The following is a 14016-nucleotide window of genomic DNA, read 5'->3' as shown; positions in this document are numbered from 1 at the left end:
GTTACAGTTTCCGCGCCAGCCGCAGCATGCCTGCGGTGATTTCGCTCAGCTGATCCGGCGTCGTGATGAACGGGGGCATGGTATAGATATTGCGCCCGAAGGGGCGCAGGAAGACGCCCATTTCATGGGCGCGCGCGTGGGCCTCGTCCGCCGAGACCCGGTGCTTCATTGCGATAACCCCGATGGCACCCAGCACCCGCACGTCCGCCACATTGGGCAGATCGCGGGCCGGGGCCAGTTCGGCCTGCATCTGTTCGCCGATTGCCGCCACCGTGCCGCGCCAGTCCTGCCCGGTCAGCAGGTCCAGCGAAGCCTTGGCCGCCGCGCAGGCCAGCGGGTTGCCCATATAGGTCGGCCCGTGCATGAACAGGCCGGGATTGCCGCCGCCGATGCCTTCCGCCACGCGGTCGTTGGTCATGGTGCAGGCAAAGGAGATATGACCGCCGGTTAGCCCCTTGCCGAGGCAAATGATATCCGGCTCCACCGAACAGAAATTGGTGGCAAACAATTCGCCCGTGCGGCCAAAGCCGGTGGCGATCTCGTCGAAGATCAGCAGGATGCCCAGCTCATCGCACATGGCACGGGCCTGATTGAGATATTCGGGGTGATAGAAATACATGCCGCCGGTGCCTTGCACGACGGGTTCCAGGATGAAGGCGGCGATCCTATCGGCGGTGGCTTCCAGCACATTGCGCAACTCGCCCAACCCGTTTTGCGCCGGGTCGTCGCTCCACTCCTCGTGGATGCGGACCGGCGGGCGGGAGACGAAATGCTGCACGCTCAGCGCGCCCTGGAACAGGTGGTGCATGCCGGTGTCCGGGTCGCAGACGCTCATCGCCTTCCAGGTATCTCCGTGATAGCCAGAGCGGATGGTGGCAAACTCCTTGCGGTCCGGCTGGCCGATAGCATGCTGGTACTGCACCGCCATCTTCATCGCCACCTCGACCGAGACAGACCCGCTGTCGCAGTAGAAGATGCGGGTGAGGCCTTCAGGTGTGATCTCCAAGAGTTTGCGGCCCAGGTCGATGGCCGGATCATGGGTCAGCCCGCCGAACATCACATGCGGCAGGGTGTCGAGCTGGTCATGAATGGCTTTGGTGATCGCTGGGTTTTTATGTCCATGCATCATGCACCACCAGGACGACATGGCGTCGATCAGCCGGGTTCCGTCGTCCAGCGTGATATAAACCCCCTCGCTTTCCTTCACCACAAAGGTGGGCCCGGGCTTGGCAACATTGGTGTAGGGGTGCCAAAGGTGCTGCTGGTCAAACTCCAGCTGGGTGAGGTCTGCCGCGCTCATGCCGTCTCACCTTTGGCCAGCGCCTCCTCGATCAGGTCCACCCGGATGCTGGCCTGAAAGGCCACCGCCAGCGCGTCGGAGGTCAGCTCCACTAGCACCGGCAGCCGCCCCAGATGCGCCACTTGGCCGAACTGGCAGATGGTTTCCTCCACCGCCGGTTCCGCGTCGCCGATGAAAGCAACGCCCACAACGGTGCAGCCCGCATCCCGAAGCGCTTTCAGCGACAGCAGCGTGTGGTTGATCGTCCCCAGCTGCGTCCGCGCACACAGGATCACCGGCGCTCGCCAGCGGGCGACGAGGTCGAGATACAGCATCTCACGGTTCAGAGGCACCATCAGCCCGCCTGCCCCCTCGGCCACCAGCACGCCATCGACTTTAGGCAAAGACAGCGCATCCGGGTCGATCTCCAAACCCTCGGCCTCCGCCGACAGATGCGGCGAGGCGGGCAGCTGCAGTAGGTAGCCCTCCGGCAATGCCCGACGGCCCGACAGGCGGGCCACTGTCTGGCTGTCGGTCTCCTCTTCCAGGCCCGATTGCACCGGCTTCCAATAAGCTGCGCCCAGCGCCTGCACCAGGCCGGCGGAAAAGATGGTCTTGCCAATGCCGGTGTCGGTTCCGGTGACAATCAGCGCGCTCATGCTGCACTCTCCATTTCCCGGGCGAGGTCTTCAAACATCCGGGTGATGACCCCTGCCGCCGTATTCAAAGTGATCGACAACCGCAGCCGCGAAGTGCCGCGGGGCACCGTCGGCGGGCGGATGCCGCGGATGTCATAGCCGCGGGCCTGCATCGCAGCGGCCAGCGCCATGGTGCGTTTGTCGTCGCCAATCACCACCGGCAGGATCTGGCTTTGAACCCCCTCCAGCCCGCAAAGGCGCTTGGCCTCGCCTTGGGCATGGGTGATCCCCTGCCAAGCCTGTTCCCGACGGCCCGGGTTCTGCTGAAGTTCCTGCAAGGCCGCCCGCACCAGTGCCGCGTTCAGCGGCGACGGGGCAGTGGCAAAGATAAACCCGCGGGCCTTGTTGATCAGCGTCTCGATCAGCACCCGCTGACCGCAGATCAGCGCGCCCGAGGCGCCCAGCGCCTTGCCGCAGGTGTGTAAGGAAAGGACGTTGGGGCGGTGGGCGATGCCTTGCGCCAGTCCGCGACCCAGATCGCCGAACACACCCGTCGAATGGGCCTCGTCCACCACCAGAACAGCACCGGTGACATCCGCCAGCGCAATAAGCGTCTCCAGCGGGGCGAGGTCTCCATCCATCGAATAGACCGCCTCAACCGCGATCCAGACCTGGCCTGCGCCGCCTGACGAGCGCCAGTCCTTCAGCACCCGCGCAGCGTCTTCCGCATCGCCATGGGCAAAACTGCGCGTCTCAGCCCGGCCCAGCCGCATCCCGTCATGGGTGCTGGCATGGATCAGCGCGTCATACAGCACCAGGTCGCCCTGCTGCGGCAGGGTGGAGAAGATCGCCTGATTAGCGTTGAAGCCGCCGCCCATGAACAGTGCCGCCTCAGTGCCGAAGAACTCCGCAGCCTCCGTCTCCAGCAGCTGGTGTTCCGCGTCATTGCCGCGCAAGAGGCGCGAGCCGCCTGCCCCAACCGGCACCCCGCGGGCCAGCGCATCGGCAGCGGCGGCACGCAGCACATCGCTGCCTGCCAGCCCGAGATAGTCATTGGAGGCAAAGTCATAACCGTCCCGCGGCATCAGCTGCCGGTAGCGCCCGCGCGAGCGCAGCGCTTCCAGCGATTTCTCATGCCTCGGAAAGGCGCTTGCCATCAGCGGCTGCCGTCGCAGCCTGCCGCCATCGCGGTGATGCCCAGACGGTCGAAGAGCTGCTGGTCCTTGTCCTCTTCCGGGTTGTCCGCGGTCAGCAGCGTGTCGCCCACAAAGATCGAGTTGGCACCGGCAAAGAAGCACATTGCTTGCATCTCGTCCGACATGTCGGTGCGGCCTGCGGACAGGCGCACATGCGATTTCGGCATCAGGATGCGGGCCAGCGCCACGGAGCGGACGAATTCGATCGGATCCAGTTTTTCGACATCGGCCAGCGGCGTGTCGGCAATCGGGATCAGCATGTTCACCGGCACCGAATCCGGATGCTCCTCCAGCGTTGCCAGTGCCAGCATCATGTCGATGCGGTCCAGCTGCTGCTCGCCCATGCCGACGATGCCGCCCGAGCACACCTTGATGCCTGCCTCGCGCACCCGGTTCAGGGTGTCGATACGGTCGGCAAAGGTGCGGGTGGTGATGATCTCAGAGTAGTAGCGCTCGGAGGTGTCGATGTTGTGGTTGTAGTAATCGAGACCGGCATCCCGCAGGCGGAACACCTGCTCTTCGTCCAACATGCCAAGGGTCATGCAGGTTTCCATGCCAAGATCCTTTACCCCCTGCACCATCGCCTCCAGCGCGGCCATGTCGCGGTCCTTGGGCGAGCGCCAGGCGGCGCCCATGCAGTAGCGGGTCGCGCCGCCTTCCTTGGCTTTCTTGGCCTCGGCGATCACCCGCTGCACTTCGATCAGCTTGGACGCCTGCAGCTGGGCGCCGTTCCTCGCCGACTGGGAGCAATAGGCGCAATCCTCGGCGCAGCCGCCGGTTTTGATGCTGAGGAGCTTGGATTTCTGCACCTGGTTGGGGTCGAAATACTGCCGGTGCACGCTGTGCGCCTGGAACAGCAAGTCCATGAAAGGCTTGTTGTAAATCGCTTCCGCTTCCTCGCGGGTCCAGTCGGTGCGGATGGGTGCAGCGTCCAGCATGCTGTCTCCTGTTCTCGTATACCTGACGGCCATGCGCGGATGGCGTTGCGGCGTTTTATAGATAATTTCAATGCCGCCGATCAAGCGCCAAAGCCGCGCTGCAGCGATTTGCCTCAATTCGGCACCGGTATCGCCCGCAGAGCGCTGATACTAATAAAGAAAAATAATCTACAAAATTTTCAGTTGACGGAAGGCCCGCGCCTCCCCTACCCCTAAAGCCACGCAGGGGAGTCCCGCCTAAGGGACTGAGAGGCGTCATGGTGCGGGGCATCCCGGACCGGCGGTGCGACCCTTTGAACCTGACCCAGTTGATACTGGCGTAGGAAGCAAGAAGCATCGCACGGCGCCCCGGCGGCAAGCGGTGTTTCGGACAGGCAGCATGCGTGCACCGGCCGTACACCGGCTGTACACCCCCCTGCCCGTTTTCCTCCGTCCCGGCTCAATTGGTGTTTTTGAACCGAAGGCCCGGAGGAACACCAGATGAACGTCCCCAACCCCAAGATCACCACCGGCGCATTGCCCGCATCGCGCAAGATCTACGTCAGCGGCGAGGTCCATGAGGACATCCGCGTGCCGATGCGCGAGATCGCCACCCACCCCACCGCGGGCGAGGCGCCGCTGCCGGTCTATGACAGTTCCGGCCCCTACACCGACCCGGACGTGCTGACCGATATCCGCCAGGGGCTGCCCGCCCTGCGCCGCCAGTGGACCCTCGCCCGCGGCGACGTCGAGAGCTATCAGGGCCGCGATGTGAAGCCCGAGGACAACGGCTTTGTCGAGGGCGACCGGCTGGTGCCGGAGTTCCCGGTGAAACCTGCGCCGTTGCGCGGCAAGGACGGCAAGGCGCCAACCCAGCTGGCCTATGCACGGGCAGGCATCGTCACCCCGGAGATGGAATACGTCGCGATCCGCGAAAACCAGCTGCGCGAGCTGTCGCCCTGCCATGCAAACCGCGACGGCAATGACTTTGGCGCCAACATCCCGGACTACGTGACGCCGGAATTCGTGCGCCAGGAAATTGCCGCGGGCCGCGCCATCATCCCGGCCAACATCAACCATCCGGAAATCGAGCCGATGATCATCGGCCGCAATTTCAAGGTGAAGATCAACGCCAATATGGGCACCTCTGCCGTCACCTCCTCGATGGAGGAAGAGGTGGACAAACTGGTCTGGGCGATCCGCTGGGGCGCCGACACGGTGATGGATCTGTCCACGGGCCGCAACATTCACAACACCCGAGAATGGATCGTGCGCAATTCGCCGGTGCCGATCGGCACCGTGCCGATCTACCAGGCGCTGGAGAAGGTGAACGGCATTGCCGAGGATCTGACCTGGGAAGTGTTCCGCGACACGCTGATTGAGCAGGCGGAACAGGGCGTCGATTATTTCACCATCCATGCGGGCGTACGGCTGCACATGGTGCCGATGACGGTGAACCGGGTGACGGGGATTGTTTCACGCGGCGGCTCGATCATGGCGAAGTGGTGCCTGCATCACCACAAGGAGAGCTTCCTCTACGAGCATTTCGAGGAAATCTGCGACATCTGCCGCCAGTATGACGTCTCCTTCTCGCTTGGCGACGGGCTGCGCCCCGGCTCCATCGCGGACGCCAATGACGAGGCGCAGTTTGCCGAGCTGGAAACCCTCGGTGAACTGACCAAGACTGCCTGGGCCAAGGACTGCCAGGTGATGATCGAAGGGCCGGGCCATGTCGCCATGCACAAGATCAAGGAGAACATGGACAAGCAGCTGGAGTGCTGCCACGAGGCGCCGTTCTACACGCTGGGGCCGCTGACCACTGACATCGCGCCGGGCTATGACCACATCACCAGCGGTATCGGTGCGGCGATGATCGGCTGGTTCGGCTGCGCGATGTTGTGTTACGTGACGCCGAAGGAGCACCTGGGCCTGCCCGACCGGGACGACGTGAAGACCGGTGTGATCACCTACAAGATCGCCGCCCATGCTGCCGACCTCGCCAAGGGTCTGCCGGGCGCCCAGCGCCGCGACGATGCGCTGAGCCGGGCGCGCTTCGAGTTCCGCTGGGAGGACCAGTTCAACCTGTCGCTGGACCCGGACACCGCGCGCGAGTTCCACGACCAGACCCTGCCGAAACAAGCCCACAAGGTCGCGCATTTCTGCTCCATGTGCGGGCCGAAGTTCTGCTCGATGCGGATTTCGCACGACATCCGCTCCGAGGCGCAGAAAGAAGGTATGGAGGCGATGGCCGCTAAGTTCCGCGAGGGCGGCGAGCTGTATGTGCCTGCCGCCGAGGCTGCGGAGCCCGCGGAATGATCACCATCGCAGGCGCGGGCCTTGCCGGTCTCGCCTGCGCCTATGAACTGGCGCAGCGCGGGGCGGCAGTCACCGTCTATGAGCGGGGCGAAGCACCCGGAGCCGGCAGCGTTGCGCGTTTTGCGGGCGGTATGCTGGCGCCCTGGTGCGAACGCGAAAGCGCCGAGGAAGAGGTGATCACCCTCGGCAGCCGCGCCTTCGGCTGGTGGGCCAAGGTCACGGCCGTGCACAGGCGCGGCACGCTGGTGGTGGCGCCTGCCCGCGACCGGGCGGAGCTGACCCGCTTTGCCCGCCGCACCCGCGGCCACCGGGGCGTGAAGGGGGCAGAGATCGGCGCGCTGGAGCCGGCACTGGCGGGGCGGTTTGCGCAGGGGCTGTTCTTTAAGGGCGAGGCGCATCTGGACCCGCGGCGGGCGCTGCGGGACCTGAGCGCCAAGGTGCAGGAACTGGGGGTCAAGATCCGCTATGGCGCCCCCGCCCCGGGCCGGGTCACGCTGGATTGCACCGGGATGGCGGCGCCGCTGCCCGGTTTGCGCCCGGTGCGCGGCGAGATGGCGATCCTGCATTGCCCGCAGGTGGAGATCCGCCGCACCCTGCGCCTGCTGCACCCGCGGATGCCGCTGTACCTCGTGCCGCGCGGCGACGGGCATTTCATGATCGGCGGCACCATGATCGAGAGCAGCTCTGACCGCGCCATCAGCCTGCGCTCGCTGAGCGAGCTTTTGAGCGCGGCCTTTGCTTTGCACCCGGGCTTTGCCGAAGCCAGCGTGGTGGAAACCGGCGCGGGCCTGCGCCCGGCCTTCCCTGACAACCTGCCGCGGCTGACTGATCAGGACGGCACGCTTTACCTCAACGGGTTGTACCGCCATGGCTTTCTGCTGGCGCCCGCGATGGCGCAGCAGGCCGCAGACCGATTATTACCGGAGACCACGGATGAAGATCATCGTAAACGCCAAACCGCATGAGGTGACGGGACCCACTCTGGCCGCCGCACTGGAGGAACTGGGGTTTACCAGCCCCGCTGTCGCCACGGCGCTGAACGGCGCCTTTGTCGCCCGCGGCAAGCGCGGCGATGTGCAGCTGGCCGAGGGCGACCGGCTGGAAGTTCTTGCGCCGATGCAGGGAGGCTGAGATGAAGTTCTACGATACAGAGATCACTTCGCGGCTGCTGCTGGGCACCGCGCAATACCCGTCGCCTGCGGTGCTGGCGGAGGCGGTGAAGGCCAGCGGCACGGAGATCATCACCGTGTCCTTGCGCCGGGAAACCGCAGATGGCTCCGGCGCCGGCTTTTGGCAGAGCCTGCGCGGCGCCGGCTGCCGCATTCTGCCCAACACGGCGGGCTGCCATTCGGTGCAGGAGGCAGTGACCACTGCCCATATGGCGCGGGAGCTGTTCGGCACCCATTGGATCAAGCTGGAGGTGATCGGCCATTCCGACACGCTGCAGCCGGATGTGTTCGGGCTGGTGGAGGCCGCGCAGGTGCTGAGCAGCGAAGGGTTCCAGGTGTTCCCCTATACCACCGATGATCTGGTGGTGGGCGAAAAGCTCTTGGACGCGGGCTGCGAGGTGCTGATGCCCTGGGGTGCGCCGATCGGCTCCGGCCAGGGGCTGCGCAACCCGGATGCGCTGCGGGCGATGCGGGCGCATTTTCCGGAGGTGCCGCTGATTGTGGACGCCGGCATCGGGCGCCCTTCGGACGCGGCCCAGGCGATGGAGCTGGGCATGGATGCGGTGCTGCTGAACACCGCCGTCGCGAAGGCCGGCGACCCTGCCGGGATGGCCCGCGCAATGGCGCTGGCGGTTGAGGCCGGGCGGCTTGGCTATGAGGCCGATCCGATGGAGCGCCGCGACATGGCGGTGCCATCGACCCCGGTTCTGGGCCTGGCGGAGTTTGCATGATGGAGCGTTTTTACCTGATCGTGGGCCATGTGGCCCGGCTGGAGCTGCTGGTGCCGCAGGGGGCCAGGCTGGTGCAGCTGCGTATCAAGGACGCGCCGGAAGGTGAGGTTCGCCGCCAGATCGCCCGGGCGCGGGATTTCTGCGCGGTGCATGAGGCGCAGCTGGTGGTGAATGACTACTGGCAGGCGGCGCTGGATCTGAACTGCAGCTTCGTGCATCTGGGGCAGGAGGATATGGATACCGCCGATTTCGCCGCCCTGCGCCGCAGGGGCGTGCGGTTCGGCCTGTCGACCCATAACGAGAGCGAGCTGGAGCGGGCATTGTCGTTTGACCCGGCCTATGTCGCCTTGGGACCGGTCTATCCGACGCTTCTGAAAAAGATGAAATGGGGCCCGCAGGGGCTGGAGCGGGTCGCGCGCTGGAAGCGGATGGCGGGAAAGACCCCGCTGGTTGCCATTGGCGGGCTGACCCCGGAGCGGCTGCCGGGGGTCTTCGCCGCGGGCGCAGACAGCGCTGCGGTGGTGACAGACATCCAGCTGGCAGACGACCCCGAGGCCCGCACCCGGGAATGGGCTGAGGCCTGCCGGGCCCGGGAAGACGCATGAGCCGCTATGCCCGCCAGATGATCCTGCCGGAGGTCGGCGCGCAGGGCCAGGACGTGCTGGCCCGCTCCCATGTGCTGGTGATTGGCGCCGGGGGGCTTGGCTGCCCGGTGCTGCAATACCTGGGCGGCGCGGGTGTCGGGCGGATCACGGTGATGGATGGCGACCTGGTGGAGGAGAGCAACCTGCACCGGCAGGTGCTTTATGCCATGGAGGATCTGGGGCGGCCCAAGGCCGAAGCGGCCCGGCGGCGCCTGCTGGCTGCCAATCCGAACCTGGATGCAACCGCCCTGGTCCAGACCCTGGATGCCGCCAACGCGCCGGAGCTGGCGGCCGAAGCGGATTTGGTTGTCGATGCGGCAGACAGCTTTGCCGTTTCCTATATCCTGTCGGACGAATGCCTGCGGCAAGGCAAGACGCTGATCTCTGCCTCTGCCCTGGGCCAGTCCGGTTATGCCGGAGGCTTCTGCGGCGGCGCGCCCTCGCTTCGCGCCGTTTTCCCGGATCTGCCGGCACGGGCCGCGACCTGCGCAACTGCCGGCGTCATGGGGCCGGCCGTGGGCATGATCGGCGCGCTGCAGGCGCAGCTGGCCCTGAAGGCGCTGCTGGACCATCAGCCATCCCCCAAGGGCCAGCTTTTCATTTTCCGCCTGGAAGACCTGCAGCTCAGCAGCTTCCGCTTTGACGGCGCGGAGGAACCGGAACAGGCTTTGCCTTTCATCGCGCCCCGGCAGGTCACACCCGCGGACACCGTGATCGAGCTGCGTGATGCGGCTGAGGCGCCGCAGCTGCCGCTGCCGCAGGCCCGCAGGATTGCGCGCGCGCAATTGCTGGCCGCCGGCCTGCCGCGCACAGGGCGTATCGTGCTGTGCTGCCGAACCGGACTGCGCGCCTGGGGCGCAGCATCGGACCTGCATCTGGCGGGGTACCGCAATCTGGCGCTGATGGCCGCAGGAAACTGAAACCGGCACCATGGCGTAAGTCGCTGACAGGCGGTTTTGAGGCCGGTTTCAGGAAGGAGACTGCCCGGAAGGCTTTCTAACTTGGTGCCCAGAACCTGTGCCAATTGCTTCCGGGAGCCTCTGCGCATGACCGATATTCTATCTCTGAGTGCTGTGGAAATGGCCCGGCAGATCCGCTCACGCAGTCTGAGCGCTGCCGAAGTTCTGCACGCCCACCGGGCACGGACCGAAGCGCTGGAACCCGCTGTCAACGCCTTTGTCACGCTGGACTGGGAGGCCGCTGAGGCACGCGCGGCGGAACTGGATGCGCTGGCCGCTGCGGGGCGGTTTGCAGGTCCCCTGCACGGGCTGCCCATCGCCATCAAGGACTGTTTCGAAACCAAAGGCCTGCGCACGACCTGGGGCTCCAGGAGCTTTGCCCGGCATGTGCCGGACTATGACGCCCTGCACGTTGCCCGGCTGCGGGCGTCGGGCGCGGTGATCATTGGCAAGAGCAACACGCCCGAATTCACCTTTTCCGGCCAGACCTCCAACCTGGTGGCCGGTACCACCCGCAACCCGCTGAACCCGGACAAGACGGTGGCAGGCAGTTCCGGCGGTGCAGCCGCGGCACTGGCGGCCCGCATGGTGGCACTGGCCGATGGCTCCGACCTCGGCGGCAGCACCCGCACACCGGCGGCCTGGTGCGGCATTACCGGGATGCGTCCGACCTCCGGGCTGATTCCCTATGAACCGAACCCCGCGCCTTTTGACGGGCTATCGGTGCCTGGCCCCATGGCACGCACCGTGCCTGACCTGCTGCTGCTGCTGGAGGCGATGCAAGGCAATGCTGCCAGCCAGCCGCTGGGCTACTGGCAGGATCTGCCGCAGCTGGCAAAGCTGGAAAACGCCCCTGCCCGCTGCACGGGCCGGGTTGCCCTGTCGCTGGCCCCCTTCGGAGCCCGCGTGGACCCATCCGTGCAGGCCGCGGCCGCCCGGGCAGAGCCGCTGTGCCGCGAATTGGGCTGGCAAGTGGCAGAGGATGCGCCGGACCTGGCGCCGCTGCTGGATCATGGCGACATAATCCGCGGTCAATGCGCGCTGCAGATCCGCGCTGCGCTGTCGCCGGATATGGGACTGGCAGGCGAAAGCTTCCGCACCGCCTGTGCGCAGGCTGAGGGCCGCAGCCTGGCAGAGCTGGTCGCCTATCAGCACACCCGCACCCAGGTCTGGCAGCACACTGCAGCTTTTTTCGAGCGCTATGACTTTGCCCTGTGGCCAACAGCCACCGGCCTGCCGTTCTCCGCGGACCTGCGCGACGGGGAAATCACCGAAGACTGGCGCACTGTCACCCTCACCCCGCCGCTGGAGCTGCCCTCCGTTTCCATTCCCTTCGGAACGTCCTCTGACGGAATGCCCGCGGGGCTGCACATCACCGGCCCCAAAGGCTCCGACGCCCGGCTGCTGCAATTCGCCCGCAGCATTGAACGGGCAATCCAGCTTGGCTAGGCTTTTGACCGCCAGGAGCGCCCGCCGCCGCCACTGAAGAAAACCCTCACGGAGGGCTGCGGAGCGGGACAGAATGATGCGAAAACCGCAACACCCGGAAATCATTCGAACTTTGGGAAAAGTTGGTGCGAACGAAAAGAGTTTCTTCGAACAGCTCTGACAGCCATTCTCAGCCCGATTTCGAAGAAGTCTTTGAAGAACTCGAACGTTGGAACGACATCCTAAAAGATGACAGAAACATCTTGCGGGGGCCACGTCCATGACCCGCCCTGCCCCCTTCTCACTTCGCCTTACACCTGAGGAACGCCAGCAGCTTGAAGTCCAAGCTGGGGCCATGCCGCTGGCATCCTATATCAAGTCTGTGGTTTTGGCCGACGAAGCTCCTAAATATCGTAGTCGGCGGAAACCACCTGTTGCGGAGCAACAGCTCTTGGCTGAGGTGCTAGCACGCCTTGGGCAGACTCGTCAGGCCAATAACCTCAACCAGATCGCCAAACATCTCAACCAAGGCACATTGGTTGTTGATCCAGATTTGGAAGAGGACCTTAAGCGTGCCGTGGCCGAAGTCGCATGGATGCGTACAAAGCTGATGGAAGCCTTGGGGGTGTCGGTATGATCCTCAAGGCTTCACAACGCTCAGGTGCCGTGGCGCTCGCTGATCACTTGATGAATAACCGAGATAACGATCATGTCGAGGTGATCAATATCAACGGGTTCATAGCAGATGATCTGCACGGGGCATTCAAGGAAGCCCATGCGATTTCCAAAGCGACCCAATGTAAGCAGTTCTTGTTCTCGGTTTCGCTGAACCCGCCAGAACATGTGGTTGCCACGGATGATGATTTCCGTGATGCGGCAGACCGTGTGGCGAATGCCGTCGGCCTGAGTGATCAGCCCCGCGCAATTGTCATTCATGAGAAAAATGGCCGTCGCCATGCTCATGCGGTGTGGTCTCGCATTGATGGCGATGAGCTGAAGGCAATCAACCTGCCGCATTTCAAGAACAAGCTGAGAGATGTGTCTCGTGATCTGTTCCTAGATCATGGCTGGGCATTGCCAGATGGACTCGCCACCTACGGCAACAAAAGCCCTCTGAACTTCACGTTGGAGGAATGGCAGCAAGCCAAACGCCAGAACCTCGATCCTCGTGAAATCAAACAGGTGTTTCAAGAGGCATGGGATAGATCTGACAGCCAAGCCAGCTTCAACAACGCTCTGGAAGAACGCGGGTACTTCCTCGCTCGCGGTGATCGGCGTGGGTTCGTGGCGTTGGATATCGATGGCAATGTCCACGCCATTGCCAAATGGACGGGTGTTAAAACCAAGGACGTGAAAGCCAAACTCGGTTCGCCTGAAGACCTGCCTTCCGTCGATGAAACAAAATCACAGATCCGCTCGAAGGTTTCAGGTCAGATGCGCGACTTCATCACCAAGGCCAAGGACAGACATACGACTGAGATGTGCCCACTCCGTGAAGAAGTCACATCCGTGGTTCAAGCACATCGACAGGAGCGACAGGCTTTGAAAGATGGCCAAGCCAAACGCTGGGCAGAAGAAACCAAGGTGCGTGCCCGCCGCCTGAATGGCGGTCTTCGAGGCCTATTGGACAAGGTGACAGGCAAATCCAAAGCGACAAGGCAACAGAACGAAAGAGAAGCATTGATGGCAGCCAAACGTGACCAGCAGCAGCGGGACTTCATGATCCAAGAACAGATGAAAGAGCGGCAGAAGCTCCAAGAACGGATCACTAAACTAAAGGCAACACAAAGGGTCGAACGTCAAAATCTTGCCCGCGACATTGCTAGTATTCTTCGCCCAAAACTGAAACCTGAAATGGTTGAGCAACAACAGAAAAACTTGGCCACACAGCATGGTACACGCCCCCACCGCAATAGAGGTCCAAGCTTTACGCCCTAGAGCTGAATGAAGCCCCAAAAGGTTGATTTTTTGAAGTTTTTCGATTATAATTGGGTATGAAATCAAACCTTTGGTACAAGCATTTTTCCGAAGACCCCGATGAGGAAGTTGGACGCTACGTGGAAGGCGTGTTTGACGAGAAAGTCCTGATCGTTTTGCCAAGATCGTCTTGGGCATACCTTGATTGGATGGAAGATGAACTCAAAGGCGATGTTGTTGGTTTTTTCAAGAAGGTTGAAGCGGTAAGAACACCTGACCATGGTGATACGACCGATGCATACAAAAACGCTGTTTACTTCAACCTTTATGAGCGAGAAAGAAAAGGTCTATCGCGCCCTGAATGGCTCAACCCAATATCGAAAGAAGACATGCTAATCTTCGAAGACCGTTTGACGGACAAAGAATAATTCTCAGCCTTACTACATCAGTCAAATAACGTTCAAAAAATAGGATCTTTGTGGTGCCTAATGATGACGAGAAGAATCCCCGCGACAACGTATCCCCCAAACTTAAGCCTAAGGAAGCGAAGAGCGAAAACACAGCTCCCGCAGGCCATCTAGGTATTGCCACACAAGGGATAGACCTCGGCTTGGGCAACAATACTAGAATTGTACGCATGACCGTGGATGTGGCGGTCCAAGAAAACGAACCAGATCTAGCCCCCGAACTCAGTCCCGAAGAACAACGCGCCGCGTATCTTGAAAGCTTGCCTAGGCTCTGGACTCATTGAGTTTCAAAGCCAGTAGATTACGAGGGCTGCAAGCGCGATTGCTGACAGGAAGACCTTTGGGCATCTGTCGT

The 14016-nt window shown here is 63.0% G+C and carries 14 protein-coding genes and 1 riboswitch; of the genes, 10 read left to right on the top strand and 4 right to left on the bottom strand.

Annotated features, from left to right (window positions below; translation table 11 throughout):
* Window position 1: 1 nt before the first annotated feature.
* The 4 genes from bioA to bioB are packed head-to-tail and all read right to left on the bottom strand — an operon-like array spanning window position 2 to window position 4051.
* Window positions 2-1300 carry an adenosylmethionine--8-amino-7-oxononanoate transaminase gene (gene bioA / locus ACXAHG_RS19575; protein ID WP_475060029.1) on the bottom strand — a complete coding sequence of 433 codons (1299 nt, stop codon included), beginning with the start codon at window positions 1298-1300 and terminating at the stop codon, window positions 2-4.
* Complete coding sequence (gene bioD, locus ACXAHG_RS19570) at window positions 1297-1938, bottom strand: dethiobiotin synthase (RefSeq protein WP_475044295.1); 642 nt, start codon at window positions 1936-1938, stop codon at window positions 1297-1299. The genes bioA and bioD overlap by 4 nt, the downstream gene beginning before the upstream one ends.
* The gene (locus ACXAHG_RS19565; RefSeq protein WP_475044296.1) at window positions 1935-3074 is read right to left on the bottom strand and encodes an 8-amino-7-oxononanoate synthase; all 1140 of its coding nucleotides are present in this window, start codon (window positions 3072-3074) and stop codon (window positions 1935-1937) included. Before ACXAHG_RS19565 ends, bioD begins: the two co-directional genes overlap by 4 nt.
* Complete coding sequence (gene bioB / locus ACXAHG_RS19560; RefSeq protein ID WP_475044298.1) at window positions 3074-4051, bottom strand: biotin synthase BioB; 978 nt, start codon at window positions 4049-4051, stop codon at window positions 3074-3076. The genes ACXAHG_RS19565 and bioB overlap by 1 nt, the downstream gene beginning before the upstream one ends.
* 214 nt (window positions 4052-4265) lie before the next feature.
* Window positions 4266-4394, top strand: a riboswitch (TPP riboswitch).
* A gap of 137 nt (window positions 4395-4531) precedes the next feature.
* Between bioB and thiC the strand changes: the two genes are divergently transcribed.
* From thiC to ACXAHG_RS19510, 10 genes are all read left to right on the top strand, one after another.
* Window positions 4532-6346, top strand: a complete 1815-nt coding sequence (thiC, locus tag ACXAHG_RS19555; protein ID WP_475060026.1) for a phosphomethylpyrimidine synthase ThiC — start codon at window positions 4532-4534, stop codon at window positions 6344-6346.
* Complete coding sequence (locus tag ACXAHG_RS19550; protein ID WP_475060024.1) at window positions 6343-7311, top strand: FAD-dependent oxidoreductase; 969 nt, start codon at window positions 6343-6345, stop codon at window positions 7309-7311. The genes thiC and ACXAHG_RS19550 overlap by 4 nt, the downstream gene beginning before the upstream one ends.
* Window positions 7280-7477, top strand: a complete 198-nt coding sequence (thiS, locus tag ACXAHG_RS19545) for a sulfur carrier protein ThiS (protein WP_475044303.1) — start codon at window positions 7280-7282, stop codon at window positions 7475-7477. Before ACXAHG_RS19550 ends, thiS begins: the two co-directional genes overlap by 32 nt.
* Window position 7478: 1 nt before the next feature.
* Complete coding sequence (locus ACXAHG_RS19540; RefSeq protein WP_475060022.1) at window positions 7479-8246, top strand: thiazole synthase; 768 nt, start codon at window positions 7479-7481, stop codon at window positions 8244-8246.
* A complete protein-coding gene (locus tag ACXAHG_RS19535) occupies window positions 8246-8851 on the top strand; it encodes a thiamine phosphate synthase (protein ID WP_475060072.1) in 606 nt (201 codons plus the stop codon). The genes ACXAHG_RS19540 and ACXAHG_RS19535 overlap by 1 nt, the downstream gene beginning before the upstream one ends.
* Window positions 8848-9810 (top strand): ThiF family adenylyltransferase, encoded by a 963-nt coding sequence (locus tag ACXAHG_RS19530; RefSeq protein ID WP_475060019.1) that lies wholly within the window; start codon window positions 8848-8850, stop codon window positions 9808-9810. Before ACXAHG_RS19535 ends, ACXAHG_RS19530 begins: the two co-directional genes overlap by 4 nt.
* 126 nt (window positions 9811-9936) lie before the next feature.
* Window positions 9937-11298 (top strand): amidase, encoded by a 1362-nt coding sequence (locus ACXAHG_RS19525; protein WP_475060017.1) that lies wholly within the window; start codon window positions 9937-9939, stop codon window positions 11296-11298.
* 259 nt (window positions 11299-11557) lie between these two features.
* Window positions 11558-11914 (top strand): plasmid mobilization relaxosome protein MobC, encoded by a 357-nt coding sequence (gene mobC, locus ACXAHG_RS19520; protein ID WP_475060015.1) that lies wholly within the window; start codon window positions 11558-11560, stop codon window positions 11912-11914.
* Entirely contained in the window at window positions 11911-13215 is a 1305-nt protein-coding gene (locus ACXAHG_RS19515; protein ID WP_475060012.1) for a relaxase/mobilization nuclease domain-containing protein, read from the top strand. The genes mobC and ACXAHG_RS19515 overlap by 4 nt, the downstream gene beginning before the upstream one ends.
* Before the next feature lie 56 nt (window positions 13216-13271).
* Window positions 13272-13622, top strand: a complete 351-nt coding sequence (locus tag ACXAHG_RS19510; protein ID WP_475060010.1) for a hypothetical protein — start codon at window positions 13272-13274, stop codon at window positions 13620-13622.
* Window positions 13623-14016: the final 394 nt, after the last annotated feature.

It is taken from the genome of Leisingera sp. ABD4_442 (assembly GCF_056160905.1).
The sequence above is the reverse complement of the archived record's forward strand: the minus strand, read 5'-3'. Positions and strand labels throughout refer to the sequence as shown.

Bases quoted from the DNA above. Each gene is read 5' to 3' on its own strand.
- bioA (WP_475060029.1), bottom strand. From the start codon at position 1,300: ATGAGCGCGGCAGACCTCACCCAGCTGGAGTTTGACCAGCAGCACCTT.
- bioD (WP_475044295.1), bottom strand. From the start codon at position 1,938: ATGAGCGCGCTGATTGTCACCGGAACCGACACCGGCATTGGCAAGACC.
- ACXAHG_RS19565 (WP_475044296.1), bottom strand. From the start codon at position 3,074: ATGGCAAGCGCCTTTCCGAGGCATGAGAAATCGCTGGAAGCGCTGCGC.
- bioB (WP_475044298.1), bottom strand. From the start codon at position 4,051: ATGCTGGACGCTGCACCCATCCGCACCGACTGGACCCGCGAGGAAGCG.
- thiC (WP_475060026.1), top strand. From the start codon at position 4,532: ATGAACGTCCCCAACCCCAAGATCACCACCGGCGCATTGCCCGCATCG.
- ACXAHG_RS19550 (WP_475060024.1), top strand. From the start codon at position 6,343: ATGATCACCATCGCAGGCGCGGGCCTTGCCGGTCTCGCCTGCGCCTAT.
- thiS (WP_475044303.1), top strand. From the start codon at position 7,280: ATGAAGATCATCGTAAACGCCAAACCGCATGAGGTGACGGGACCCACT.
- ACXAHG_RS19540 (WP_475060022.1), top strand. From the start codon at position 7,479: ATGAAGTTCTACGATACAGAGATCACTTCGCGGCTGCTGCTGGGCACC.
- ACXAHG_RS19535 (WP_475060072.1), top strand. From the start codon at position 8,246: ATGGAGCGTTTTTACCTGATCGTGGGCCATGTGGCCCGGCTGGAGCTG.
- ACXAHG_RS19530 (WP_475060019.1), top strand. From the start codon at position 8,848: ATGAGCCGCTATGCCCGCCAGATGATCCTGCCGGAGGTCGGCGCGCAG.
- ACXAHG_RS19525 (WP_475060017.1), top strand. From the start codon at position 9,937: ATGACCGATATTCTATCTCTGAGTGCTGTGGAAATGGCCCGGCAGATC.
- mobC (WP_475060015.1), top strand. From the start codon at position 11,558: ATGACCCGCCCTGCCCCCTTCTCACTTCGCCTTACACCTGAGGAACGC.
- ACXAHG_RS19515 (WP_475060012.1), top strand. From the start codon at position 11,911: ATGATCCTCAAGGCTTCACAACGCTCAGGTGCCGTGGCGCTCGCTGAT.
- ACXAHG_RS19510 (WP_475060010.1), top strand. From the start codon at position 13,272: ATGAAATCAAACCTTTGGTACAAGCATTTTTCCGAAGACCCCGATGAG.